This is a genomic window from Novosphingobium anseongense (assembly GCF_037482895.1).
GTDB lineage: Bacteria > Pseudomonadota > Alphaproteobacteria > Sphingomonadales > Sphingomonadaceae > Novosphingobium > Novosphingobium anseongense.
Genome location: NZ_JBBHJZ010000003.1, coordinates 211,329 through 237,871, shown reverse-complemented (window position 1 = coordinate 237,871; position 26,543 = coordinate 211,329). Strand labels below are relative to the sequence as shown.

The 26,543-nt window shown below is 68.2% G+C and carries 18 protein-coding genes and 1 riboswitch; of the genes, 9 read left to right on the top strand and 9 right to left on the bottom strand.

Annotation, left to right across the window (positions count from 1 at the left end):
• Positions 1 to 106 precede the first annotated feature (106 nt).
• A complete protein-coding gene (locus WG901_RS15115) occupies positions 107 to 685 on the top strand; it encodes a TetR/AcrR family transcriptional regulator (RefSeq protein ID WP_339587926.1) in 579 nt (192 codons plus the stop codon).
• Here WG901_RS15115 and cobN read toward each other — a convergent pair.
• The 8 genes from cobN to WG901_RS15075 form a co-directional block, all read right to left on the bottom strand.
• On the bottom strand, positions 682 to 4,413 hold the full coding sequence (gene cobN / locus WG901_RS15110; RefSeq protein WP_339587925.1) for a cobaltochelatase subunit CobN: 3,732 nt from the start codon (positions 4,411 to 4,413) through the stop codon (positions 682 to 684). The genes WG901_RS15115 and cobN overlap by 4 nt on opposite strands.
• A 157-nt stretch (positions 4,414 to 4,570) precedes the next feature.
• Complete coding sequence (gene cobW / locus WG901_RS15105) at positions 4,571 to 5,605, bottom strand: cobalamin biosynthesis protein CobW (protein WP_339587924.1); 1,035 nt, start codon at positions 5,603 to 5,605, stop codon at positions 4,571 to 4,573.
• Between the two features lie 111 nt (positions 5,606 to 5,716).
• Positions 5,717 to 5,937: riboswitch (cobalamin riboswitch) on the bottom strand.
• A 67-nt stretch (positions 5,938 to 6,004) separates the two neighbouring features.
• A complete protein-coding gene (locus WG901_RS15100) occupies positions 6,005 to 7,270 on the bottom strand; it encodes an acyl-CoA dehydrogenase family protein (protein WP_339587923.1) in 1,266 nt (421 codons plus the stop codon).
• Positions 7,267 to 8,406, bottom strand: coding sequence for an acyl-CoA dehydrogenase family protein (locus WG901_RS15095; RefSeq protein WP_339587922.1), 1,140 nt, complete (start codon positions 8,404 to 8,406; stop codon positions 7,267 to 7,269). Before WG901_RS15095 ends, WG901_RS15100 begins: the two co-directional genes overlap by 4 nt.
• A 96-nt stretch (positions 8,407 to 8,502) precedes the next feature.
• Positions 8,503 to 9,711 carry an ABC transporter permease gene (locus WG901_RS15090; RefSeq protein WP_339587921.1) on the bottom strand — a complete coding sequence of 403 codons (1,209 nt, stop codon included), beginning with the start codon at positions 9,709 to 9,711 and terminating at the stop codon, positions 8,503 to 8,505.
• A 157-nt stretch (positions 9,712 to 9,868) separates the two neighbouring features.
• Positions 9,869 to 10,588 carry an ABC transporter ATP-binding protein gene (locus WG901_RS15085; RefSeq protein WP_339587920.1) on the bottom strand — a complete coding sequence of 240 codons (720 nt, stop codon included), beginning with the start codon at positions 10,586 to 10,588 and terminating at the stop codon, positions 9,869 to 9,871.
• Positions 10,578 to 11,969, bottom strand: a complete 1,392-nt coding sequence (locus WG901_RS15080) for an efflux RND transporter periplasmic adaptor subunit (RefSeq protein ID WP_339587919.1) — start codon at positions 11,967 to 11,969, stop codon at positions 10,578 to 10,580. Before WG901_RS15080 ends, WG901_RS15085 begins: the two co-directional genes overlap by 11 nt.
• A 2-nt stretch (positions 11,970 to 11,971) precedes the next feature.
• Positions 11,972 to 13,465: an efflux transporter outer membrane subunit gene (locus WG901_RS15075; protein ID WP_339587918.1), complete on the bottom strand. Its 1,494-nt coding sequence runs from the start codon at positions 13,463 to 13,465 to the stop codon at positions 11,972 to 11,974.
• 615 nt (positions 13,466 to 14,080) lie between these two features.
• Between WG901_RS15075 and WG901_RS15070 the strand changes: the two genes are divergently transcribed.
• The 8 genes from WG901_RS15070 to WG901_RS15035 all read left to right on the top strand — a co-directional run bounded on the left by WG901_RS15070 (position 14,081) and on the right by WG901_RS15035 (position 25,367).
• Entirely contained in the window at positions 14,081 to 15,046 is a 966-nt protein-coding gene (locus tag WG901_RS15070; protein WP_339587917.1) for a TauD/TfdA dioxygenase family protein, read from the top strand.
• Between the two features lie 70 nt (positions 15,047 to 15,116).
• Positions 15,117 to 16,511, top strand: a complete 1,395-nt coding sequence (locus WG901_RS15065) for an MFS transporter (RefSeq protein WP_339587916.1) — start codon at positions 15,117 to 15,119, stop codon at positions 16,509 to 16,511.
• Between the two features lie 31 nt (positions 16,512 to 16,542).
• On the top strand, positions 16,543 to 17,415 hold the full coding sequence (locus WG901_RS15060; RefSeq protein ID WP_339587915.1) for a TauD/TfdA dioxygenase family protein: 873 nt from the start codon (positions 16,543 to 16,545) through the stop codon (positions 17,413 to 17,415).
• A gap of 14 nt (positions 17,416 to 17,429) precedes the next feature.
• Positions 17,430 to 18,071 carry a peroxiredoxin gene (locus WG901_RS15055; protein ID WP_339587914.1) on the top strand — a complete coding sequence of 214 codons (642 nt, stop codon included), beginning with the start codon at positions 17,430 to 17,432 and terminating at the stop codon, positions 18,069 to 18,071.
• A gap of 406 nt (positions 18,072 to 18,477) precedes the next feature.
• Positions 18,478 to 20,892, top strand: coding sequence for a TonB-dependent receptor (locus WG901_RS15050; protein ID WP_339587913.1), 2,415 nt, complete (start codon positions 18,478 to 18,480; stop codon positions 20,890 to 20,892).
• Between the two features lie 126 nt (positions 20,893 to 21,018).
• Complete coding sequence (locus tag WG901_RS15045; protein WP_339587912.1) at positions 21,019 to 22,683, top strand: arylsulfatase; 1,665 nt, start codon at positions 21,019 to 21,021, stop codon at positions 22,681 to 22,683.
• Between the two features lies 1 nt (position 22,684).
• Positions 22,685 to 24,358, top strand: coding sequence for an arylsulfatase (locus WG901_RS15040; RefSeq protein ID WP_339587911.1), 1,674 nt, complete (start codon positions 22,685 to 22,687; stop codon positions 24,356 to 24,358).
• 202 nt (positions 24,359 to 24,560) lie between these two features.
• Entirely contained in the window at positions 24,561 to 25,367 is an 807-nt protein-coding gene (locus tag WG901_RS15035) for a sterol desaturase family protein (protein WP_339587910.1), read from the top strand.
• A 44-nt stretch (positions 25,368 to 25,411) separates the two neighbouring features.
• Here the strand turns inward: WG901_RS15035 and WG901_RS15030 are convergent, their stop codons facing one another.
• Positions 25,412 to 26,518, bottom strand: a complete 1,107-nt coding sequence (locus WG901_RS15030; RefSeq protein WP_339587909.1) for a helix-turn-helix transcriptional regulator — start codon at positions 26,516 to 26,518, stop codon at positions 25,412 to 25,414.
• Between the last annotated feature and the right edge of the window lie 25 nt (positions 26,519 to 26,543).

Sequence of the window (26,543 nt, the reverse complement as noted above, 5' to 3'; positions counted from 1 at the left end):
CTCTTCCAAAGTCTTGTGCCACCACGCTTAGCCCGCCGATTACATGTAACCAGATTTACATTTGCGCGGGCCGCACGGTATCCCGCACGCGGGAGACGCAGCGGACATGCGCATCGTAGATCACGAGCAGCGGCGGCAGGAGATCGCCGAAGTGGCGATGGACCTCATCGCGCACGAAGGGCTCGAAGCGACGACGCTCAACCGCATCGCCCGGCAGATGGGCGCGAGCATCCGCGTGATCACCCACTATTTCGCCGACAAAGACACGCTGCTGCTCGCGGTCTATCGGATCCTGGCGCTGCAGGGCCAGGCGCCGATCGCCGAAGTGCTGGCGCGCGATCCCGCCGATCTCGCCGGCGCACTGAACGTGCTCTGCGGCAGCGACGAGGCCACGCTTAAGCGCTGGCGCGTCTACGTCGCCTTCTGGGACAAGGCCGCGCGCAGCCCTCGCTTCGCCGCCGAGCAGCGGCTGTGGATCGAGAAGACCCTGGCCCTGATCGGCGAGGTCATCGTCGCGCGCACGGGTAGCGCCGGCGAGATCCGCCCGCTGGCGATGGAGCTGATCTCGCTGGTCTACGGCATGTCGGTCCAGCGCACGCTCGATCCCGAGAGCTGGGCGCCCGAGGCGATCGCCGCGGTGATCGATCGCAAGGTGCGCGAGGTCGATCTGCTGCGCCCGTCCTAACCGGCTTCGGCAAGTTCCGCGAGCAGGGCGGCAGCGCTGTTCGAGCGTGGCTGCCAGAGCCCGCGTTCGAGCGCTTCGGCCAGTCGCGCCGCGGTCTCGCGCAGCGCCGCGGGATTGGCCTCGGCCATGAACAGGCGCACCGCCTCGTCCTCGATGAAGGCGGCGTGGACCGCGTCGAAGTGATGATCGCGCACCGCGTGCGTCGTCGCAGCGAAGGCAAACAGATAGTCGACCGACGCGGCGATCTCGAAGGCGCCCTTGTAGCCATGGCGCATGACCCCGGCGATCCACTTGGGATTGGTCACGCGGGCGCGGACGACGCGGCCGATCTCGTCCTCGAGCGTGCGGATCACCGGCTTTTCGGGGCGCGAGTGATCGTTGTGATAGGACTGAGGCTTGCGGCCTGAGAGGTGCTCGATCGCCGCGGCGACGCCGCCCTCGAACTGGTAATAGTCGTCGCTGTCGAGCAGGTCGTGCTCGCGGTTGTCCTGGTTCTGGATCACCGCCTGGGCCTGGGCGAGCCGCGAAGCGAAGAGGTCGCGCTCGCTGTCGCCCTCGACCCCGGCGCCATAGGCATAGCCGCCCCAGTCGAGATAGACCGCGGCCAGATCGGCGCGGCTGTGCCAGAGCCGCTCGTCGATCATTGCCTGGAGGCCCGCGCCATAGGCCCCGGGCTTCGAGCCGAACACGCGCGCTCCGGCGCGGCGCGCGGCCTGGGCCGGATCGGCGCCATCGGCCACCAGCGCAGCCAGCTCGGCGCGGTGGCGGGCGGCGGCGGGGTTGTCCGCCTCGTCTTCGTCGAGCGCCATGACCGCGCGCGCGGCGCTGTCGATCAGGTCGATCTGCTCGGGGAAGGCATCGCGGAAGAAACCCGAGACGCGGAAGGTGACGTCCACGCGCGGTCGGCCGAGCTCGGCCAGCGCCATCATCTCGAAGCCGACGACGCGGCCAGAGGTCCATTCCCAGCGCGGCTTGACGCCCATCAGCGCCAGGGCCTGGGCGATGTCGTCGCCGCCGGTGCGCATGTTGGCCGTGCCCCAGGCCGAGAGCGCGACCGTCTGCGGGTATTCGCCCTCGCGTTGCAGATAGTCGGCGACGAGCAGTTCGGCCGACTTGCGCCCGAGTTCCCAGGCGACCGCGGTGGGCACGGCGCGGGTATCGACCGAATAGAAGTTGCGCCCCGTCGGCAGCACGTCGGGACGACCACGCGTCGGCGCGCCCGAAGGACCGGGCGCGACGAAACGGCCGTCCAGCCCGGCCAGCAGGGCCGCGCGCTCGGCCGGACCGCAGGCGTCGATGCGCGGGGCGAGATTGTCGACGATCTCGGCAAGGACACTCGCAACCTTCTCGCCGTAACCGTCAGGAGGAGATGCGGCTTCCACGAGACTCGCCACCAGCAATTCCAGCCGCTCGATCGTATCGCCCATGGTCCGCCAGGGATCGTCCGAAACCGAGGCCAGTCCCGCGGGCCGCGGCCCGTCCCAGCGATCGCCGAGCTTGCAGTCGAGCGGATCGAAGCCGAGCGCGAGGTCGTCAGCCAGCGCGCGCAGCAGCGAGGCCTGCCCGGGCCGGTCGTAGCCGCGCGGCGTACGCGCCAGCGCCACGATCAGGTCGCGGCGCAAACGGCCCTCGGGCGATGCCGTGAAGATGTGCAGCCCGTCGCGGATCTGCATCTCCTTGAGCTCGCAGAGATAGTTGTCGATCGCTGCGAGGGCATCGTCGTCGTCGCCGACGGCGCCGGCGTCCTGGTCGAGCCCCTGCCCGCGCGCGAGGTCGAGGATGTCGCGGCGCAGCCGGTCGAGCCGGCGCGGGTCCATACCGGCGGCGAGGTAGTATTCGTCGACCAGCGCCTCGAGCTGCTTGAGCGGACCGTAGCTTTCGGCGCGGGTCAGCGGCGGGGTCAGATGATCGACGATCACCGCGCCGATGCGGCGCTTGGCCTGGGTGCCCTCGCCCGGATCGTTGACGATGAACGGATAGAGCTGCGGCAGCGGTCCGGCGCAGATCTCGGGAAAGCAGTCGCGCGACAGCGACACGGCCTTGCCCGGCAGCCATTCGAGATTGCCGTGCTTGCCGACATGGACCAGCGCCTGGGCATCGAAGAGGCGTTCCAGCCAGACGTGGAAGGCCAGATAGGCGTGCGGCGGCGGCAGCGCCGGGTCGTGGTAGCTTTCCTTGGGATCGATGTTGTAGCCGCGCGCCGGCTGCACCGCGACGACGGTATTGCCGAAGCGATGGACCGCGAGCCGGAACGCCCCGTCGCGGACGAAGGGATCGGCTTCGGGCTCGCCCCAGCGCTCGGTCATGCCCGCACGCGCCGCTTCGGGGATCGCGGCGAAGGCCTCGCGGTAGATCGTCAGAGGCAAGGCGATCTCGCCGGGCCGATCCATAGAGGTCAGATCGTTGGTCACACCGCCGGTCATCACCGCCATCAGCCCCGCGCCGTCCTCGGGCGCGCCCGCCGTATCGTAGCCCTCCTCGCGCAAGGCGGTCAGGATCGCCGCTGCGCTCGCGGGCGTGTCGAGACCGACGCCGTTGCCGATCCGTCCGTCGCGGTTGGGATAGTTGGCCAGCACCAGCGCGACGCGGCGATCGGCCGCCGGTGTGCGCCGCAACCGCGCCCAGTTCCAGGCGAGATCGGCGACGAAATCGACGCGATCCTGCGCCACCTGCGGCACGATGATCCCGCATTGCGTGCGTTCGTCGAAGCGTTCGGCCGCCTTGAAGGCGATGGCGCGGGTGAACAGCCGGCCGTCGACCTCGGGCAGCGCCACGTTCATCGCCAGATCGCGCGGGCCGAGGCCGCGCGCGGCCGCCTGCCATTCGCTCTCCTCGATCCCCGCGAAGGCGGTCTGGAGGATCGGGCAGTCGGCGCGTTCGAGCACGCCGGGCAACCGCGGTTCGCCCGAGGGCGAGGCGGCGAAGCTCGTGGCGTTGACCACGACCTGAGGCGAGACCGCCTCGATCAGCCCGCCGAGCAGGTCGATCGCGAAAGGCTCGCGCAAGGCGCGGACGTGGACCGCGGCGACGTTGAAGCCGCGCGCTTCCAATGCCGCGATCACCGCATCGGCCGCGCCGAGCGTACCGGCGATCATCAGCGCGCGGTAGAACACGAACAGCGCCACCGGTCGCCCCTCGACCCAGCGCGCCCCGAGGTCGGCAAGGCCCGGCCGCTCGACGCCGGCGAGATAGAGCCCGGCATCGGCGATCGGCACGGGATCGTCGGGCAAGCCGACATCGTGCCCGATCAGCCGCGCGGCCTGGCGCAGGAACGACAGGGCATTGGGCACCCCGCCCTGGCGCAGGTATTCGCGCAGCTTCTCGCGGACCTCGGCCGGCACCGTCGAGGCGCGGTCAAGCGCGGGATCGGCCTCGCGCCCGTCGGCGATCGCGGCGAAGGCAATGCCCTTCTCGCGCGCGACGAGCGCGATCTCGTCGATGCCGTAGGGCCAGTAGGACTTGCCGCCGAGCAGGATCACGCAGACGAATTTCGCCTTGGCGACGACCTTCTCGACATAGAGATCGACCGAATAGGGATGCTTGAGCTGGAGCAGGTTCGCCAGCCGAACCGACGGCGCGCCATCCGGCAACAGCGCGGCGGCACCGGCGAAGCAGGCGAGTTCGCTGTCGGCCACGGTCAACACGACGATGTCGCCCGGCGCCTGATCGAGATCGATCGCCTCGTCGCCGTTCGAGACGGTGCCGGGGGTGGCGGAGAGCAGGTGCATTACGGCAAGATCCTCCCCTGAAAGGGGAGGTGGCGCGCGCGTAGCGCGTGACGGAGGGGTGTCCCGCTATCGAGGGGGCGACACCCCTCCACCACGCGCTGCGCGCGCGGTCCCCCTCCCCTTCCAGGGGAGGATCGGGACTGCTCCATCATAGCCCTCAGCCCACCACGCCGCGCAACCCCGCCTCGATCGCCGCCTGGTCGAGCCCCTTCTGGCCGATCACGACGAGCCCCGTCTTGCGCGCCTCGCCCGGCTTCCAGGCGCGGTCGAAGAAGTGCTGCACGCGCGGGCCAACCGCCTGTATCACCAGCCGGCTCGGCTTGCCCGCGACCGCGACCATGCCCTTGATCCGCAGCACGTCGTGCGCGGCGATGACCTCGCCCAGCTTGCTCACCAGCGCGTCGACATCGGCCACTTCGCCGCCGTTCAGCACGAAGCTGTCGAAGTCGTCGTGGTCGTGCTCCTCGGCGCCGTCCATGTGCGACTTGCGGCTGTCGAGATCGTCCTCGGCGGCGGCGGTGATGCCGAGCAGCGCGGCGATGTCGACCGCGCCGTGGTTCGCGTTGACGATACCGACGCCGGGGCGCGTCTCGGCCTCGACCTGCTGGCGCACCGCGGCCAAGGTCGCGGCATCGACGAGGTCGGTCTTGTTGAGCACGACCATGTCGGCGCAGGCGAGCTGTTCCTCGAACAGCTCCTCGAGCGGGCTGTCGTGATCGAGATTGGGATCGGCCGCGCGGGCTGCGGCCAGCGCCGCCTCGTCATGCGCGAAGCGGCCCGCGGCCACGGCATCGGCATCGATCAGCGCAACCACGCCGTCGACCGTCGCGCGGGTGCGGATGTCGGGCCACTGGAAGGCCTTGACCAGCGGCTTGGGCAGCGCGAGGCCGGAGGTCTCGATGATGATGTGCTCGGGCGGGTTCTCGCGGTCGAGCAGCTTCTGCATGGTCGGCAGGAAATCGTCGGCCACGGTGCAGCAGATGCAGCCGTTGGCCAGTTCGACGATGTCGTCCTCGGGGCAGGCTTCGTCGTTGCAGCCCTTGACCAGCTCGCCGTCGACGCCGACGTCGCCGAACTCGTTGATGATCAGCGCCAGCCGCTTGCCCTTGGCGTTCTGCAGCAGGTGGCGGATCAGAGTGGTCTTCCCCGCGCCGAGGAAACCCGTGATGACTGTGGTCGGCACCTTGCTCATGCGCATTCTCCTCGTCGCGGACCGCACACGCGGCCCGTCCGCGCGCACCGGCCCTGGTGCGCCGCTCAGACGGAGAAATACCGTGCCATGGCCAGTCCCTGGACCGCGGCAAGAGCGACCGGTGCGCCGGCAGGTCTCCTGGCTCGCGGGTCGTCACGCGATGCACGAGCCTTCCCGGACCGTGCTCGGTCCAGTGGCCGCTTCCCGGAAACCGGGAAGCCAGTGCAGCGCGCTATCCGCTTACAGTTGCAGGGACAGCCTGGGTTTTGAGCGGCGAACGCCCGCACCCCGTTCCCGATTAAGCCCCTCGCGGGGCACCGGCGCGATCTGCGGGCGCTCTAGAGCGGCGGCGGTGGCAGCGCAAGCATTCCTCCCCCGCCGGGGGGAGGGACTAGGACCCTAGCCCCGCTTGGGCCCGCGCGGGACCTCGCGGAAGGCGACGCCCTTGTCGCCCGAGGCCTCGCGCGGCATGCCGAGCACGCGCTCGGCGATGACGTTGCGCGAGATCTCGGTGGTGCCGCCGCCGATGCACGAGACCTGACGCATCAGGAACTCCATGCCCTGCACGCCGACGCCGTCGCTCTCTTCCTCGGTCCAGCCGGCCGCACCGGCGCCGGCGAGATCGAAGGCGATCGTGCGCTGGCGGACATTGGCCATGCCGCGGAACAGCCGCGCGACCGAGGACATGTCGGTGTTGCCCTTGCCCGCTGCCGCGCCCGAGGCGAGCCGGCGCTGCAGCTCGTTCGCGACGAGGCCGAGCGCGCGCGATTCGCCGATCAGCTCCTGCGCGGCGGGATCTTCGAGACGCCCCGCCTGGCGCGCGATTCCCACGGGCGTCACCTCGCTGCGGCCGTGCGACAGGCCCACGGGCTGCGTCACATAGGGCGAGTTGTGACCCATGCGCTCGTGGAACATCCAGCGCTGGCCGACGGTCCAGCCGCCGTCGATCTCGCCGACGCGATCGCTGTCGGGGATGCGGACGTCGGTCATGAACTCCTCGCAGGCCTCGCTCTCGCCGTTGAGGCGCTCGATCCGGCGGATCTCGACCCCCGGCTGCTGCAGCCGCATGAGGAACACGGTGAGCCCCTGGTGCTTGGGCACGTTCCAGTTGGTGCGTGCAAGGACGATTCCCCAGTCGTGCCACCAGGCGCGCGAGGTCCAGACCTTGGCGCCGTTGAGGATCCAGTCGTCGCCATCACGCACGGCCGAGGTCGTCGCGCCGGCAACGTCGGAACCGCCGCCGGGCTCGGACAGCATCTGCGCCCAGAACTCGTCGCCCTTGAGGATCGCGGGGATATGCGCGGCCTTCTGCTCGGGCGTGCCGAACTCCATGATGACGGTCGCGCAAGGCGTGAAGGTCGGCACGGTGAAGCGCGAGGGGTATTCGTGGCCCGCGAGTTCCTCGTTGAAGGCACGGTTGTGCTCGGGGGTTAGACCCTGGCCGCCGTATTCCTTGGGAAAACAGAGCCCCGCGAAGCCGGCGTCGTAGAGCTTGCGCTGCAAGGCGCGGTCACGCGCCACGGCGACGAGTTCCTCTTCGTCGTCGGCACAGTCCTGGGTCAGGTCGAAAGGCTGGATCGGGCCGAGATTGGCCTTGATCCAGGCGCGCGCGCGCAGGCGGAAGTCTTCGACGCTTTCGCCAATGGCATTGTTGCCCTCGCTCATGCCGCGGCCTCCTTCTCGATCTGGATTTTGGCGAGCAGCCGGCGGTGGTCGGCCGGGGTGCCGTAGAGCAGGCGGTTCAGCGAAACGCGCCGCAGGAAGAAGTGCAGGTCGTGCTCGTAGGTCACGCCGATGCCGCCGTGAAGCTGGACGCAGTCCTGCGCCAGTTCGGGGCCCTGCTCGCCGATGTAGGACTTGGCGGCGCTGGCCTTCTCGGTCGCCGATGCGGTCCGGTCGGCAACGGCCTCGGCCGCGGCGTCGGCGATCGCATGGCTGCCTTCGAGCCAGGACTTCATGTCGGCGAAGCGGTGCTTGAGCGCCTGGTACGAGGCCAGCGCGCGGCCGAAGGTGTAGCGGTCGAAGGCCCAGTCGAGCGTCATCGCGAAGGCCATGTCCATCGCGCCGACGGCCTCGGCCGTGAGCATGACCGCGGCGTTCTCGACCTGGCGCGAGACCTGCGCGCCGGCCTGGCCGTATTCGCCGATCAGCGCAGACGCAGGCGCGCGAACGCCGTCGAAGGAGACCGCGCCGAAGCGGCGCGTCACGTCGATGCCCTTGAGTGCGGTGACCGTGACGCCCGGCGCATCGGCGGGGACGAGCACCTGGGTCATGCCGCTGTCGCTGCGACCGGTGACGAGGAAGTATCCCGCCTGCTTGGCCGACTCGACCGGACGCAGGGTGCCGTCGATCACCAGGTCTTCGCCGTCCTTGCGGATCGTGATCGCGGCCTCTCCGGGGTTCTGCCAGGGCGCGTGGCCGAGAACGCTCGTGGCGATAACGCCGCCGGTCAGCACGTCGCCGAGCACGCCGCGCTGAAGATCGCCCGCCTGGCCGCTCAAGGCCGATGCGACGACGTTGCAGTCCACGAGCGGCCCCGGTGCGGCGTTGCGGCCGAATTCGTAGGCGATCAGCGCGAGATCGACCGCACCGCGGCCGCTGACGCTGCCGCCGCCGTCGTCCTCGCTCACCAGCAGCATGGTCCAGCCGAGTTCGGCGCCCGAGCGCCAGTAGGCCGGATCGAAGCCCGCCGGATCGTGGCGCAGATCCTTGCGCTGCCGGCTCAAAGGTACGTGATCGCCCAGAAAGCGCGCGGTCGTGTCGCGCAAGAGCTCCTGGTCAGACGTCAGGACATGCCACATAGATTCGTTCTCCCGCCGCGAGGGCTAAATGCTGCGGGAGAGCTTGGCAATCCAGCATGCCGAACAAGTGTTCAGCATATCGCGGGGCCGAAGTGCCTATTCGTGGCGAAGGGCGTCGATCGGATTGAGCGAGGCGGCGCGGCGCGCGGGGAAATAGCCGAAGACCACGCCGATCAGCCCCGAGATGATGAAGGCGACGACGTTGATCTGCACATCGAAGGTCCAGGGCACCTGCATCAAGGGCGTCGCCACGGCGATCACGACTTGCGCCAGCAGCAGCCCGATCACTCCGCCGAGGCACGAGAGCACGATCGATTCGACGAGGAACTGGAGCAGCACCTCGTTGGCCACGGCGCCGATCGCCAGGCGGATGCCGATCTCGCGCGTGCGCTCGGTCACCGAGACGAGCATGATGTTCATGATGCCGATGCCGCCGACGACAAGGCTGATCGCCGCCACGGCGGTGACGATGCCCGTCAGCAGGGTCGTCGTGCCCGTCAGCGTGTCCGAAATCTGCTTGGTGTCGAAGATGTTGAAATTGTCCTCGCGCCCGTCGGTGATCCGCCGGCGTTCGCGCAGCAGGTCGCTGATCGAGGCCTGGACCTGGCTCGTCGAATAGGCCTGGTCGACGCCGACGAGCATCAGCCGGACGTCGGTGCTGCCGGTGAAGCGGCGCTGGACCGCCTTGATCGGCATGATCACGACATCGTCCTGATCGCCGCCGAAGCCTGCTTGGCCGCGCGTCGAGAGCACGCCGATGACGTCGCAACTGACATTGCCGATGCGGAAGCGCAGTCCCACCGCGCCGCCGCCGCGGAACAGGTTCGAGCGCACCGTATTGCCGATGATGCAGACCGCCTTGCCCGCGGCTTCCTCGGCCGGGGTGAAGTACCGCCCCGAGGCGAGCGGCCAAGGCTGGACCTTGAAGTAGTCCGAGGTCGTGCCGTTGATCGTCGTCGACCAGTTGGCGCCTTCGTAGATCGCCGTCGCAGTCGATTGTGCCTGCGGCGCGACCGCGGTGACGCCGGCGATCTGCTGGGCGATCGCGGTGACGTCGCTGGGATCGAAGTCGGGCGGGCGCGGTCCGCCGCCACCGCGGCCGAAGCCCTGGCCCGGGCGGATCTGCAGGACGTTGGTGCCCAATGCGGAAATCTGCTGCTGCACCGCCGCCGTGGTCGCCTTGCCCAGCGTGGTCATCGCCACGACCGCGCCGACGCCGATGACGATGCCGAGTATCGTCAGGAACGAGCGCAGCATGTGCCGGCGGATAGACCGCAGCGCGAGAAGGAAGATCGTGCCTAGCATGGGAAATCCTCCCCGGAACGGCGAGGGGGACCGCCACCGAAGGTGGTGGTGGAGGGGGTTCTCGTCCTTTCGCAACGTCGCGCGATGAGGAGAGCCCCCTCCGTCAGCGCTTCGCGCTGCCACCTCCCCGTACCGGGGAGGATGAGATGCACACCGCTCATGCCGGTGCCCCCGCACTCTGGCCTTGGTCGATGCGGTCGACGAGGCCATCCTTGAAGTGGACGATCGTGTGCGCGAAGGCGGCCATGTCGGGCTCGTGCGTGACCATCAGCACGGTGATCCCGGCCTCGCGGTTGAGGCTGGTCAGCAATTGCATGATCTCGACCGAGCGCTCGCTGTCGAGATTGCCCGTGGGCTCGTCGGCAAGCAGGACGTCGGGGTTGGTGACGATCGCGCGCGCGATCGCGACGCGCTGCTGCTGGCCGCCCGAGAGTTCGGCCGGAGTGTGGTCCCACCAGTCCTTGAGCCCGACCTTGTCGAGCGCCGCCAGCGCCGCCTCGCGCCGCGCCTCTTTGTCGTCGCCGCGATAGACCAGCGGCAACTCGACGTTCTCGAGCGCCGAGGTCCGCGCCAGCAGGTTGAACCCCTGGAACACGAAGCCCAGGTACTTGCGCCGCAACAGTGCGCGCTGGTCCCGGTCGAGCGCCTCGACCGGGCGGCCCTTGAACAGGAAGGTGCCGGCGCTGGGCACGTCGAGGCAGCCGAGGATGTTCATCGTCGTCGACTTGCCCGACCCCGAAGGCCCCATGACCGCGACGAAATCGCCGCGCTGGATGTCGAGGTCGACGCCCTTGAGCGCCTGGAACGCGGTGGCGCCCTCGCCGTAGACCTTGGTGACGCCGCGCAGCCGGATCAGCGGGTCGGGATCACTGACCACCGCCGCCGCCTCCGCCGCTGCCACCCTGGCGCCGGCGTTGGCCGCCGCCCTTGCTCTGGTTGTCGCCCGCGCCGGCCAACTGCCCGGTGATGACCTGCATGCCCGGCTTGAGCCCGCCCGAGATCACCTCGGTCTGCGAACCGTCGCTGTCGCCGGTGACGATCTGCACGGCCTGCGGCTTGCCCTCTTCCCCCTTGATGTAGACGGTCTGCGTCGCGCCTCGGCTCAGGGTCACCTGGCGTTCGGCGCGGTTGCGCCGCGGCGGGCCCATCGACAACTGCTTGGCGATGCCGCCCTGGTCCTGCCCGCTTGCGGCCGAAGCCTGCGGCGTGAAGCGCAGCGCGGCGTTGGGCACGAGCAGCACGTTCTGCTTGTCGGCGGTGACGATGTCGGCTGTCGCGGTCATGCCGGGGCGCAATTGCTGGTCGCCATTGCTCACCGAGAGATCGGCCGCATAGGAGACGACCTGGCCCGTGGTCGAAGTGGTCGAGGTCGTAGACGAGGAACTGGCCGCCTGCGCGCTCAGGTTCGAGCCGATCTCGACGCGCGTGATCTGGGCGGGGAAGGACTTTCCGGGGAAGGCGTCGACGGTGAAGGTCGCGCGCTGGCCCTGCTTCACCGCGCCGACGTCGGCCTCGTCGATCGCGACCTCGAGCTTCATCGCCGACAGGTCCTCGGCGATGACGAAAAGGGTCGGCGTGTTGAACGAGGCGGCGACGGTCTGGCCGGGATCGACCTGGCGCGCGAGCACCACGCCGGCGACGGGCGAGCGGATGATCGCGCGGGCGCGTTGCGTCTGGCTCTGCGACAGGGTGGCCTGAGCCGCGGTGACGTTGGCCTGCGCGACCCGGAGCGCGGCGACCGCGCGCTGGGCATTGGCGCGGCCGGTCTGGAGTTCGGTGCCCGAGGGAACCTTGCCGTTGGACAGGCGATAGACCTCTTCGAGCCGCGCGAGCTGCGCCTGTGCCTCGGCCACCGTGGCGCGCGCCTGGCCGACCTGCGCCTGCTGCGCGGCGACCTGGGCCTGACCCTGGCGGATCTGGTCGTCGATCTGTTCGGGGTCGATCTCGGCGAGCGCCTGACCCGCTACGACCCGGTCGTTGACGTCGACCAGCACCTTGACGACGAGGCCCGACAGCTGCGAGCCGACGGTGACCTGATTGGTCGGCGCAAGCTTGCCCGTGGCCGAGACCGTGGTGACGAGGTGGCCGCGCTCGACCGCGACAGTGGTATATTCAGGCTCGCTCGAACCGCCGACGCAGCGTGCGAGGACGAGCACCAGGATCAGCACAACCACGACCACGCCGCCCCACTTGGCATAGCGATACCAGGCCGGCTGCGGCTTCACGCCGAGGAATTCGTCGAGGTTTTCATCTGCCATGGTCAATTCGTCCCTGCCGGCCCGGGAGCCGCGCTTGTCGCGTTAAATTCCGGCGTCGTATCCACGGTGGGCGTCACCGCCGGATCCCAGCCGCCGCCGAGCGCGGCATAGAGCGCGATCAGCGCCGTCGCCTTGTCCGAGCGCGCCTGGACCAGCCCGTTACGCGCGGAGATCAGCGAGGCTTCCTGCGTGTTGAGCGTGGTGAAGTCGGTCAGGCCCGAGCGGTACTGGCTGCGCGCGAGCAAGGTCGAATTGCTCGCCGCGTCATAGGCGATGGCGAACTGGCGTTCGCGCTCCTGCGCCGATTGCACCGCGACGACGGCGTTCTCGACATCCTCGAGCGCGGTCAGCACGGTCTGCTTGTAGGCGGCGAAGGCGGCATCGGCGCCGGCGCGGCTCGATCGCACCTGCGCGTTGAGCCGGCCACCGTTGAAGATCGCCTGGCTGATCCCGGCGAAGAGCCCGCCGGTGATCGTGTCGAACAGGCCGCCGATATTGCCGGCATTGGCATCGAGGCTGCCGCTGATGCTGAGCGCCGGGTAGAGCTGCGCCTTGGCGACGCCGATCTGCGCGGTCGCGGCGGCCAGGTTGCGCTCGGCCGCGCGCACGTCGGGGCGCTGGCGCAGGACATTGGCGGGAATGTCGGCGCCGACGCTCGCCGGGCCCTTGGGGATCGGCTTGACCGCCGCGAGCAACGGCTTGAGCGCGCCGGGCGCCTGGCCGGTCAGCACGCCAATGCGCGAGACCGCGGCGTTGTACTGCTGCTCGACCTGCGGAATGTTCGCCGCGGCCTGCGCACGGCTGGCACGGGCCTGCTCCTGATCGACCGACGAGACCAGGCCCGCCTGAACGCGGAAGCCCGCGATCTCGAGATTGTCGTCCTGGATCGCCAGGCTCGCCTTCGCATTCTCAAGCTGCGCCTGATAGGCGCGCGCCAGCACGTAATTGCGCGCGACCTCACCCTGCACCGAGAGCAGCGCGGTGGCATAGTCGAAGCCCGCGGCTTCGTATTGCGCGCGGCTCGCCTCGACACCGCGGCGAATGCCGCCGAACAGGTCAAGCTGATAGCTCGCGTCGAGCCCCAGCGAGAAATTGCTGCGACCGCCGCCGCCGGCCGTGGTCACCGTGCCGTCGGGCAGGGTCAGGGTCGAGCCGCCGCCGCGGATCGCCTCGCTGCGGCTGAAGCCGCCCGAGCCCGAGATCGTGGGAAACAGCGAGGACTGGCTGACCACGAGTTGCTCGCGCGCCTGGCGCAGCCGCGCCACGGCCTGAGCCAGATCGAGATTGGCCGCGGCCGCCTGCTCGACGAGCTGGCCGAGCACGGGATCGTCGAAATTGCGCCACCAGCGCGTCAGGTCCTCGCGCGTCGGCGCCGCGGTGACCGACCAGGCATCGGGAACGCCGAGCTCGGTCGCGCTCCTGGGCCGATAGTTCGGCCCCACGCTGCAGCCCGACAAGACCGCAGTCGCGAGCAGGATATGTACAATACGCTTCACAGCGCTTTGGATGACTTTGGCATGTTCCCGCGTCCAGTCGCAATTTGTCGCTGTGTGCACCCGCGACGCTAAACTCACGGTCGCGCGATCGGTTGCGCCGTGAGGCCGCGTGTCGGTTCCGGATAGACGGTCGGCCGACAATCCCACCGTCGCAAAACCCGCCCTATCCGTCGCCATAGCAAAGCTTTGCATTGACTTTCGGCGAGTCAACCGAATAAGTAGACATTAATCCGCACGGCAATGGGCTGGTCAGGCTCGCAGTGCATCGAACGGATCCTGACCCGCGGCTTTTGATCGGGAAGCAGCTTGCTCCGCGTTACCAACGGCTAAAGCGCGCGATGCTCAGGCGACAGCGCCAGGCCTCGTGTTCCCCTCAACGATGAGGTGATGCGATGCGCATGTGTTCTACCAACAACTGATCCCCCTCTGACGGGGCGCAGGACGGCCGCAATGGCCAATCCTGGCGCCGGCTGATCCCCAGCCCCCGCGGGCGGACATGCGACGTCCTGCACCCTTTCGTCAGCTCTCGTGACCTCGTCACGCCCCGTGCGGCGCCCTGCGTCCGCCGGAACCTCTTCCCGTGCCCCCTTCCCAAGCCATGACAGGAGCCCCCCTATGGTCACCGCAATCGACCGTTATCCGAATTCCAAGGACCCCGCCTCGCCGCTCGACATCCGCCCCGTGACCGGCCGCATCGGCGCCGAGATCCGTGGCGTCCAGCTCTCGGGCGACCTCGATGGCGCCACGGTGCAGGCCATCGAAGCCGCGCTCGTCCGCCACAAGGTCATCTTTTTCCGCGGCCAGACCCATCTCGACGACGCCGAGCACGAAGCCTTCGCCGGCCTGTTCGGCGATCCCGTCGCGCACCCGACCGTGCCGGTAGCCGAAGGCTCGCGCTACCTGCTCGAACTGGACAGCAAGGAAGGCTACGCCGCCTCGTCCTGGCACACCGACGTGACCTTCGTCGACGCCTATCCCAAGGGCTCGATCCTGCGCTCGATCACCGCGCCCGAAGCCGGCGGCGACACGGTATGGGCCAACACCGAGACCGCCTATGAAGGCCTGCCCGAGCCGCTGCGCCAGCTCGCCAACAACCTCTGGGCCGTGCACACCAACGACTACGACTATGCCGCGCAGTTCGGCCTCAAGCGCGACACGTCGGACCCCGAAGCGGCACAGCAGAAGCGCGCCGAGTTCCAGAAGGCGGTGTTCGCCTCGACGGTCTACGAGACCGAACACCCCGTGGTCCGCGTCCACCCCGTCTCGGGCCAGCGCAGCCTGCTGCTCGGCCACTTCGTGCGCAACTTCGTCGGTCTGAACAAGGCCGACTCGGCGAAGCTCTACGACGTGCTGCAGGAGCACATCACCAAGCCCGAGAACGTCGTGCGCTGGCGCTGGGAGCCCGGCGACGTGGCCTTCTGGGACAACCGCGCCACCCAGCACCGCGCCGTCGCCGATTTCGCGCTCCAGCGCCGCACCTTGCGCCGCGCGACGGTCAACGGCGACGTTCCCGTGAGCATCGACGGCCGCACCAGCCGCACCACGAAGAAAGAAAAGGCGGCGGCCACCGAGGCTGCCTGACAACCGCCGCCTGGGCCGGCGGCGCTAGCGCTGCCGGCCCCTCCCCTGACTTCAAGCTTCGGATACCCCCATGGCCACGAGCTTCGCACCAACCTTCGCCGAAGCGCCACCGCGCGCCAGCAAGACCGCAGGTCTTCCCACCGCGCGGCTCGCCGCCTTCTCCACGCTCGCCGCGCCCGTCGCGGCCGCGCAGGTGCCGATCACCAATTTCCTGCCCGCTTTCTATGCGCAGACCTTCGGGATCTCGCTGGCGGCGCTCGGGATGATCTTCCTGGCCGAGCGGCTCTGGGGGGCCTTCGCCGATCCCTTCGTCGGCGTGCTGAGCGACCGGACGCGCAGCCGTTTCGGCCGGCGCCGTCCGTGGATCGCCGGCGGCGCCGCGATCTACGGCCTTGCCACCGCGGCCCTGTTCTTTCCACCCGCGGGAGTGACCCCGCTTTATCTCGGCCTGGCGCTCTTCGCCTTCTATCTGGGCTGGGCGATGATCCAGATCCCCTATCTCGCCTGGTCGGGCGAGATCTCGGGCGAGTACCACGAGCGCACGCGCATCGCGACTTTCGTGACCGTCGCCAGCTCTGTGTCACTGCTTCTCGTCATGCTGCTGCCGGCACTGATCGACCAGTTCCGCCCCGGCGACGACCGCTTGCGCATGGCGGGTATGGGCGCGGTCATCCTGGCAACGCTGATCCCCGCGGCTTTCCTGACCTTGCGCGCCTTTCCCGAAGCCCCCGCTCCTTCCGCGCTGCGCCAGAAGGGGCCCGGCCTCGTCACGACCTTGCGGCTGATCGCACGCGAAAAGCTGCTGCTGCGCGTGATCTTCTCCGACATGGCCGTCACCTTCGGCCAGGGCGTGCGCGGCGCGCTCTTCATCTTCGTCGTCACGTTCTACATGGAGCTGCCCAAGCTCGGCGCGGCGCTGATGCTCGCACAGTTCATCTTCGGCATTGCCGCCGGGCCGATCTGGATGACGATCGCCAAGCGCTTCGGCAAACACCATACGGCGATAGCCGGCGAACTCGTCCAGGTGGCGATCAATTTCGCTCTCTTGCTGCTCGCCCCAGGGAGCGTCGGCCTGCTGATCGCCCTGACCCTGGCCCAGGGCCTGGCCCAAGGCTCGGGCAACCTCATGCTCCGGGCGATGGTCGCAGACATTGCCGACCGGCACCGGCTCGAGACCGGCGAAGATCGCACCGCACTGTTCTATTCGGCCTTCAGCATCTCGATGAAGGCGGGCATGGCGCTCGCAGTCGGTGTCGCCCTGCCGCTGGTCGGTGCCGCCGGCTTCGATCCCGCCGCCGCGCATAACAGCCCCGCCGCCCTGCAGGTTCTGCTGATCGTCTTCGCGGTCGGTCCGGCACTCGCCCACCTCGCTTCCGCGGCTCTGCTGCGCGGTTTCACGCTCGACCAGGAAACGCACGAAAAGGTCCGCCGCGAACTCGACCGCCGCGCCGCCGCTACCGCCTGAACTTCCTCCCCAGCCCCTCAGGAGAACGCCGATGAACGCCGTCACCACCATCGAGATACCCCGCACGCAAGAGATCGGCGCGGTCGAAGTGATCCGGGTCGAAGCCAATCTTGGCGCCGAAGTGCGCGGGCTCGATCTGACCGCGCCGATCACGTCCGAAGTGACCGACCTTCTGCGTCGGCTGCTGTGGGAACATCAGGTCCTGTTCTTCCGCGACACCGGCATCGACAATGCCCAGCAGGCCGCGATCGGCCGCGTGTTCGGCCCGCCGGTCGCGGACTCGATCGCCAAGCGCCACGGGGTCAAGGACGAAGACATCCTGCCGATGAACACCGGGCCTTATTCGAACGCCTACTACGGCACGCCTTGGCACGCCGACGCGACCTATCTCGAACAGCCCTATCTCGTCTCGGTCCTGCGCAGCGTGATCGCCCCCGAACTCGGCGGCGACACGGTCTGGTCGAGCGGCATTTCCGCCTACGAGGCGCTGTCGCCCGAGGTGAAGGACAAGATCGACGGCCTGACCGCGATCCACCGCCCGAACTCCAAGGCCTACAAGCTGATCGACGACAAGTCCGAGCTCGACACCTATCTGCACCAGTACAGCGGCGTGCAGCACCCGGTGGTCATCACCCATCCGTTCAACGGCAGGAAGGTGCTCTACGTCAACGAGGGCTTCACCGAGGAACTGGTCGGCCTGCCCGAGGACGAAGGCCGCGAATTGCTGGCCCATCTCAAGCAACAGTTCTCGCGGCCCGAGAACCAGGTGCGGTTCAAGTGGCGCCCCGGCTCGCTGGCGATCTGGGACAACCGCGCGACCCAGCACAAGGGCGTCGCCGACTACGGCAACCAGCAGCGCCAGCTCGTGCGCGTCGTCGCCGCCGGCGAACGCCCCAGCCGCTGAAAGGAGATTCGACCATGTCCCTCAAGCTCGGCGACACCGTGCCCGACTTCGCGCAGGACTCCACCGAGGGTCCGCTCCACTTCCACGACTGGGCCGGCGACAGCTGGGTCGTGCTGTTCTCGCATCCCAAGGACTATACGCCGGTCTGCACGACCGAGCTCGGCACGGTCGCGCGGCTCAAGCCCGACTTCGACAAGCGCGGGGTAAAGGTGCTCGGCCTCTCGGTCGATCCCGTCGACAGCCACGAGGGTTGGGCCAGGGACATCGCGGAGACGCAAGGCACGGCGCTCAACTTCCCGCTGATCGCCGATCACGATCGCAAGGTCTCGAACCTGCTCGACCTGATCCATCCCAAGGCCTCGGACACGACCACGGTGCGCACCGTGCTGGTGATCGATCCGACGAAGAAGCTGCGCCTGACCCTGACCTATCCCGCCTCGACCGGACGCAACTTCGCCGAGATCCTGCGCACGATCGACAGCCTGCAACTGACCGACAACCACAAGGTGGCGACGCCGGCCGACTGGCGTCAGGGCGACGACGTGATCATCGTCCCCTCGCTCGACGACGAGGCCGCCGAAGCGCTGTTCCCGCAGGGCTGGACCGCGCAAAAACCCTATCTCCGCCTGGTCCGCCAGCCCGAAGCAGTCCGCTAAAGCTTCGCTTGCGCGTCGCGCAGGAAAGCTACGTTGCGACAATACTCAACCGATTTAGTGGTAATTCATCGGATGGTCCTCCGGCTGGCTTCCAGCGAACGGCCCGCGGCTTTTGACGAGATGCAGCTTGCTCCGCGTAATCAAAGGCTAAAGTGCGCGGTGCCCAGGCGACAACGCCAGGCATCGTGATCTCCCAGGGGACCAGGAGAAAACGATGCGCACTAAACCTTTCGGCCACTGACCGGAACCGCCCTCCGGCGGACCTCAAGGCCAACAGCCCAGCCGGCAACGGCAGGCACTTCACAGATCGAAAGCGGGGCCGGCCAGCGGCCCGCGACCCCATGCGCGCAACGTCCTTGCGAAAGCGACGACGCTTGCCCGCGCGGGAGGCTCAGGGAAAATACATATGAATTCTGCTCGTCTGCGCGCCGCCCGCGGCGCCATCGTCCTTCATTCGACCACGGCCGCGCTGGCGCTGGTCGCCGCCACTCCGGCCTTTGCCGACACGGCCGCCGAGACCGCCGACGTCGCAGCCGCCGAGGCTGCCGATGCCGCCTATGGCGAACCCATCCTGGTCACCGCGCGCCGCCGTGAAGAAAAGTCGCAGGACGTGCCCGTCGCGATCAGCGTCGTCGATGCCGGCACGCTTGACCGCACGGGCAACTTCACGATCAACCAGATCCAGCAGCTCGTGCCGAGCCTGCAGGTCACCTCGACCAATCCGCGCAATTCCAACATCAACATCCGCGGCCTCGGCGCCAATTCGGCGATCGCGGTCGACGGCCTCGAATACGGCGTCGGCTTCTACGTCGACGGCGTCTATTTCGCGCGGCCCGGCCAGTCGCAGTTTGATCTGGTCGACCTCGCCCAGGTCGAAGTCCTGCGCGGGCCGCAGGGCACCTTGTTCGGCAAGAACACCACAGCCGGCGCGCTCAACGTCACCACGCGCCTGCCCAGCTTCGATCCCGACCTGACCGTGGAGGGAACGCTCGGCAATTACGATTACCATCAGATCCGCCTCTCGGCCTCGGCACCGATCGTCGACGACAAGGTGGCGTTCCGCATCAGCGTGGCCGACACCCACCGCGGCGGCTTCCTGCTCAACCTCACCAACCTGACCAAGGCGCAGGACTACGACAACTTCACCGCGCGCGGCCAGCTGCTGATCAAGCCCAATACGGACGTCAGCATCCGCCTGATCGGCGACTATTCGAAGCAGACGCTGCATTCGAACCTGACCCTGATCGACGGCTATTTCACGACCTTCGCCAATGGCGCGCCGATCGCCAACAACATCTTCGACCGCGCCACGCGGTTCAACTACACGCTGCCGACGACCAACGCCTTCGCGCGCGTCGGCGATGCGGACTCGCCCTACCAGGCGAACATGGAGAGCTACGGCGTCTCGGGCGAGCTCAACTGGGACTTCGGCAAGGCGACGCTGACCTCGATCACCGCCTACCGCTGGTGGGACTGGTATCCGGCCAACGACATCGACGGCACCTCGCTGGCGATCAACACCCTGGCGCAGCAGCAGAACTTCCAGCGCCAGTTCACCCAGGAACTCCGCCTCGCCTCGAACGGCCGCAACACGGTCGATTACCAGGTCGGCCTGTTCTACCTCTACCAGATCATCCGCGGCTATGGCCGCACCGGCTACGGCAAGGACTTCGCCGCCTGGAACCTTCCGCCGACCACGCCCGCCGCGACGATCGCCGCGGTGTCGCAGGCGCTGACCGGCTTCGAGGCCGATTCCTACTCGGACCCGCGGACCAAGAGCTACGCGGCCTTCGGCCAGGCCGACTGGCACATCACCGACACGCTGACCCTGACCGCGGGCCTGCGCTTCACCCATGAGGACAAGGAAGGCTCGTTCACCCGCTTCCAGGTTCCCACCAGCGGGCTCAATCTCTCGACCCTGCCCGCGGCCCAGGCCGCCGCGCTTCAGGCCATCCGCGACAGCGCCGCCTATCAGCTCGGCAATCTGACATTCTCGGCCAAGACCAAGTCCGATGCGCTCTCGGGCCTGATCACGCTCGGCTACAAGATCACCCCCGACGTCCTGCTCTACGGCTCCTATTCGCACGGCAGCAAGTCGGGCGGGCTCAACGTCACGGCGGGCGGCGCCGCCCGGCCGGTGGTCGATCCCGAGAAGGTCGACTCGTTCGAGATCGGCCTCAAGTCGCAGTTCCTCGACAACCGCGTGACCTTCAACCTCGCGGCCTTCCTCACCGAGATCCGCGACTACCAGACCACGGTCTCGGAGCTGATCACGGGCACGGTCTATACCCAGTACATCGACAACATCCCCAAGGTGCGGTCGAAGGGCATCGAGGCCGACCTCGCCTATGCGCCGACCGACTGGCTGCGCTTCACCGCCTCGGGCGCCTATACCGACGCCAAGTTCGTCTCTTTCGCGAACTCGCCGCAGGCCCCCGACAAGAGCAACCAGGGCGGCATCCAGGATCTGTCGGGCCAGCGTCTGCCGGGCGTGTCGAAGTTCGCCTATTCGCTGGGCCTCGACGCCTCGCAGCCGCTGACCGAGAACTTCGAGGCCTATGTCCACGCGGACTACCTGCACCGCTCGTCGTTCAACTCGACCGCGACCCTGAGCCAGTACGGCGTGATCCCCGCCTATGGCCTGCTCAACGGCCGCATCGGCCTGCGCACCGCCGACGGCAAGTACGACTTCGCCTTCTGGGCCCGCAACCTGACCAACGAGGATTACTACATCACCCGTGCGCCGGGGACCTTCGGCCTGCTCACCGGATCGGTGGGCGAGCCGCGGACGGTCGGCGCGACGCTCCGTGTGAAATATTAAAGTCACCTCCCGATCGGGCTGCCGTGTGCACCTGATCCCCTAGGGCCGGGCCGCTCCGGCGGCCCGGCCACTTTTTCGCTGCCAGGATTGAAGGGGACGATCGATCCCCGCACCAGGAGAGAGCCAATGCGGAAACTTTTGCGGCCCTGCCTCGCCGTGCTGAGCTTGCTGGCAAGCGCCACGCCGGCTCTGGCAAAGGACGCCCCCAGGCGCCCGAACTTCCTGATCATCCTCGCCGACGATCTCGGCTTCTCGGACATCGGCGCCTTCGGCGGCGAGATCGCGACGCCCAACCTCGATGCCTTGGCCGCGCGCGGGCTCAAGCTGACCGGGCTGCATACCGCGGCGACCTGCTCGCCGACGCGGGCGATGCTGCTCACCGGGCTCGACAACCGCGAAGCCGGGCTGGGCTCGATGGCCGAGGCGCTGACCGCCAACCAGCGCGGCAAGCCCGGCTACGAAGGCCACCTGCGCCCCGACGCCGCCTCGCTGGCCGAACGCCTCGGCGCCTCCGGCTATCGCACGCTGTTCTCGGGCAAGTGGCACCTCGGCCTGACGCCCGCGCAGGATCCGCACGCACGCGGCTTCCAGCACAGCTTCGCGATGCTCCAGGGATCGCACAACCATTTCGGGCGCGACGTCTCGACCGATCCGAGCAAGATCGGCGGCTTCACCTATCGCGACAACGGGCAGACCCTGTCGAGCCTGCCCGCCGATTTCTATTCGTCGGATGCCTTCGCCACGCGGCTGATCGCCGACCTGCGCGCGAGCAAGGCGGGCGTCGACGCGAAGAAGCCGTTCTTCGCCTACCTCGCCTTCACCGCCCCGCACTTCCCGCTGCAGGCGCCGGCCGAGACGATCGCCAAGTACAAGGGGCGTTACGACGCCGGCTACGAAGCCCTGCGCACCGCGCGGCTGAAGCGTCAGGTCGAACTCGGCCTGCTCGACGCCAAGACCATACCGCACGACCTCGACCTCTCCGTCCCCTGGGCCTCGCTGACACGAGACCAGAAGGCACGCGCGGCACGGCGCATGGAAGTCTATGCGGCGATGGTCGACCGGCTCGACTGGAACGTCGGCCGTGTGGTCCAGGCGCTCAAGGACAGCGGCGAATACGATGACACGGTCATCCTGTTCCTCGCCGACAACGGCGCCGAAGGCTCGGCGCTCGACGACCGCTCGATCCCGCGCGTGATGGCGCGCTACGACGCGGCCGACAACCGGCTCGAGAATGTCGGCGCGGCCACGTCCTACGAGTCCATCGGCCCCGGCTGGGCCGAGGCCGCGACCGCGCCCTCGTGGCGGTTCAAGGCCTTCGAGACCGAAGGCGGCACCCGCGTCATATCCTTCCTGGCCGGCCCCGGCGTGAAGCCGGGCATCAGCCATGCCTATGCCAGCGTCGCCGACGTCGCGCCGACCTTCCTGGATCTGGCAAAGGTGCCGGCCACGACGCCGCTGCGCGGGCGAAGCTGGACCGGCCTGCTCGGCGGCAAGGCGCGCACCGTCTACCCGGCGAGCCAGCCGATCGGCGCCGAACTGTTCGGCGGCCGCTCGCTGCGCCAGGGCGACTGGAAGCTGCTCGACACCGGCGACGGCGTCTGGCGCCTGTTCGATCTCGCGCGCGATCCCGGCGAGACGCGCGATCTCGCCGGGCACGAGCCTGCGCGCAAGGCCGCATTGCTCGCCGCCTACCAGGCCTATGCCCGCGAGGTCGGAGTGGTCGAGCCCGACACGCGCCAGCCCTTTCTGAACCAGCCCTCACCCCGACAGCAGCCTCATCAGGGAGAATAACATGAAACGAAACTTCGTCCGCATGGCGACCGCGCTGGTCGCGCTCACCGCCGTGCCCGCCATGGCGCGCGACGCCGCGCCAGCGCCGCAACGCCCGAACTTCCTGATCATCGTCGCCGACGATCTCGGCTTCTCCGACATCGGCGCTTTCGGCGGCGAGATCGCCACACCCAATCTCGACGCCATCGCCGCGCGTGGCCTGAAGCTCGCCAACTTCCACACCGCGCCGACCTGCTCGCCGACGCGCTCGATGCTGCTGACCGGGCTCGACCACCACGAGGCCGGCCTCGGCAACATGTCCGAGATGCTGACCCCCAACCAGGTCGGCAAGCCGAACCACGAAGGCTATCTCAAGGCCAATACCGCCACCTTGGCAGAAATCCTTTCGGCCAGCGGCTATCGCACGCATCTTTCGGGCAAGTGGCACCTCGGCGTCACCGCCGATCAGGACCCCCACGCACGCGGCTTCCAGACCAGCTTTGCGATGCTCCAGGGCGGCCACAACCACTTCGGCCTCAACGTCGCGCAGAACCGCAGCCTCTATGGTGCGACCTATACGGTGAACGGGCAGCAGATCACGACCCTGCCCCAGGGGTTCTATTCGTCGGACGCCTTCGCCGACAAGCTCGTCGATCAGCTCAAGACGGCCAAGACCGGCGCCGACGGCGCCAAGCCGTTCTTTGCCTACCTTGCCTTTACCGCGCCGCACTTCCCGCTGCAGGCGCCGGCCGAGACGATCGCCAAGTACAAGGGCCGCTACGACGCCGGCTGGGACGCCTTGCGCGAAGCCCGGCTCAAGCGCCAGATCGACCTCGGCCTGCTCGACGCCAAGACCGTTGCCCACGACGCCGATCTCGCGCCGCTGTGGAACACCCTGACGCCCGAACAGAAGCTGCGTGAGACGCGCCGCATGGAAGTCTTCGCGGCGATGGTCGATCGCATGGATTCGGCGATCGGCCGGGTGGTCCAGACGCTCAAGGACACGGGCGAATACGACAACACCGTGATCCTGTTCCTCGCCGACAACGGCGCCGAGGGCTCGAACCTCTACGAGAAGTCGATGGGCATGCTCAACCAGGTCTATGCCAAGGCCGACAACCGTGTCGAGAACATCGGCGCGGCGAGTTCCTACGAAGCGATCGGCCCCGGCTGGGCCCTCGCCGCAACCGCGCCGTCGTGGCGGGTGAAGGCCTATTCGACCGAGGGCGGCACGCGCGCGGTCTCGTTCCTCTCGGGCCCCGGCGTGCGCCAGGGCGTGGGCAGCGCATATACCAACGTCGCCGACGTGGTGCCGACCTTCCTCGACCTCGCGCACGTCGCCAAGCCGGGAGCGCAGTTCGCCGGTCGCGCGGTCACGCCGATCCGCGGCAAGTCCTGGGCCGGCTGGCTCCAGGGCAAGGCGACGCAAGTCTACACCGCCCAGGACACGATCGGCGAGGAGCTGTTCGGCGGCCGCGGCCTGCGCCAGGGCGACTGGAAGATCGTCGATAACGGCGAGGGCCAGTGGCACCTGTTCAACGTCGCCGCCGATCCCGGCGAGATCCGCGACCTCTCGACCGCCGAGCCCGCGCGCAAGGCGGCGCTGGTCAAGGCCTGGGACGCCTATGCCCGGCAGGTCGGCGTCGTGCTGCCCGAAGGCCACCAGGCGATCATCGACCGCCCGATCCGCCGCTGACCTACTGAACCGCTCTGCCCGCTTGCGCCGTTACGAGCGCGAGCGGGCAATTCGCGATTGGTTAACGCCCCGCCGCTATGGCCTTTGTGCAACGTGTCCGCGATATAAGAAGAACGCTGTTCTCAAATCGCTTGCATAGTACATAATCTGAAGGAATACCGCTGCCCGTCCTACGCGACGTCCTGACGAAAGATCCTGCCGAATGAACTCCGCGCTGTCCTCGCTTGCCGAAAACTATCAGTGGCTGGCCACGCTCTATGCGATCGGCGGACTGATCTTCACCACGCTCGCGGGGAAGCTGATCACGCAGCTGGTGCCGACCTTGAAGGCGGCGAACAGGCTGAACAAGGACACGCTCGCCAAGAAGATGGAGCGGCCGAGCTACGCCGAGAACCAGGCATGGAACCGCAAGTGGGGCGCGATCTTCATCCTGCCGATCTTCGCGGTGATCGTGCCCTTCACGCTGACGCTGCAGGCGCAGCCGTGGTGGCAGATGCTCGTCGACATCGTCGTGATCCTGTTCTTCTACGACTTCTTCTACTACCTGATGCACCGCTTCCTGTTCCACGATAGCAGCTTCCTGGGCGGGCCGCTGATGTGGGTCCACGCCGTGCACCACCGCCAGCACAACCCCTGCCGCCAGGATTCGAGCTATATCCACCCGCTCGAAGTGGCGATGGGCCTGGGACTGTTCGTGGCGTCGATCTTCGTGCTGTCGCTGCTGATGGGTCCGTTCCATGTCGTGACCTTCGTCGTCACCTGGACCGCCTTCTCGCAGATCAACCTGCACAACCACACGCTGTGGACCAGCGACCGCTTCCCGTTCAAGTACATGAACTACCTGTCGCGGATGCATCACAACCACCACGCCAAGTTCACCGGCGGCAATTTCGCGACGATCACGCTGCTCTACGACTGGATGTTCGGCACGATCGACGACGGCAACGGCTGGCAGAAGCGCGCCGCCGCCCAGCGCAAGGCCGCGACCGAAGCCAACGCGCAGGGGTAATGGGAAGGCTCGGATCCTCCCCCAGAGGGGGAGGATCTGGGAAATCACGCAATCGCCAGAACGCTGCGGTGGATGAACCGCACGAGATCAGCCTGCCCGCGTGCGCCGGTCTTGGCGTAGATCCGCTTCGAATAGGTCCGCGCCGATTCCACCGTCAGCCCGAGTTCGCCCGCGGCCTCGGCGATCGACATGCCGCGGCTGAGCGCAAGCGCGAGCCGCGCCTCGCTGGGGATGAGGTCGAAAAGCTCGCCCAGCTGATCGCAGCGGTCGGCCGATGACCAGTCGTCAGCGTGAATATAGGCGACCACGGTCGGCGCCGGCCGCGTCGTGCCCGCGCCGATGCTCGACGGCACGAGGAGCATGTCGAGCCAGGGGTCCCGGCTGAGCACCACCGCGCGCGGGCGCGCCTGCGGGTCGCCGGCGAGCGCCTGGACCGCCTGGCGGATTTCGCGCGCGACCCCGGGATCGCGCGCGACGAGGTGCCCGTCGCGGCCCTTTCGCAGCATGTCGGAGGCCGCGAGCATGCCCGTGGCGTGGGCGTCGCCGTCGAGCACGCGCCCAGCCGCGTCGAGCGTCAGCCAGCCGAAGTTCAGCCGGCGGATCGCTTCCTCGGCGACCGAGGCGGTGACCCGCTCGCGCTCGAGCGCGACATAGCTGGTCAGCGCCGCGCGCCAGAACGGCGCGATCGCGGCGATCAGGCCGTCGTCCGTGGCGGCGAATTCGTGGTCGGCGCGCGCCACGGTCAGCCAGGCGCTAACACCGCCGGCTTCCTCGATGCGCATCATCCGCATGAAGCGCATGCCGCCCGGCGCGAGCAGTTGCAGGCGGTAGCGATCGTGCTCGGGATCGCCGAAGCGGAGCAACTCGTTGAGCGCATAGACCCGGTCCGCGGTGAGTTCGTGGTAGGACATCGGGTCATTTCCGCCCAGGCTTTCGCGGAAATGGCGGTTGACCTCGTCGGGCCAGGCCTGGCCGGCATAGAGATGGATCAGCCGATTGCGCGGTGCGCCGTCTGGGAGCGGCCGGAAAACGATGGAGACATAGTCGGCCCGCAGCCGCAGACGCAGCCGTGCCAGGAAGGCCGACCACAGCGGATCCTCGACGATCCCCTCGATCAGCGGCGGGATCAGTTCCGCCAGATCCGTATCCATGCCTTCTCCCGAGGCCATATCCCCA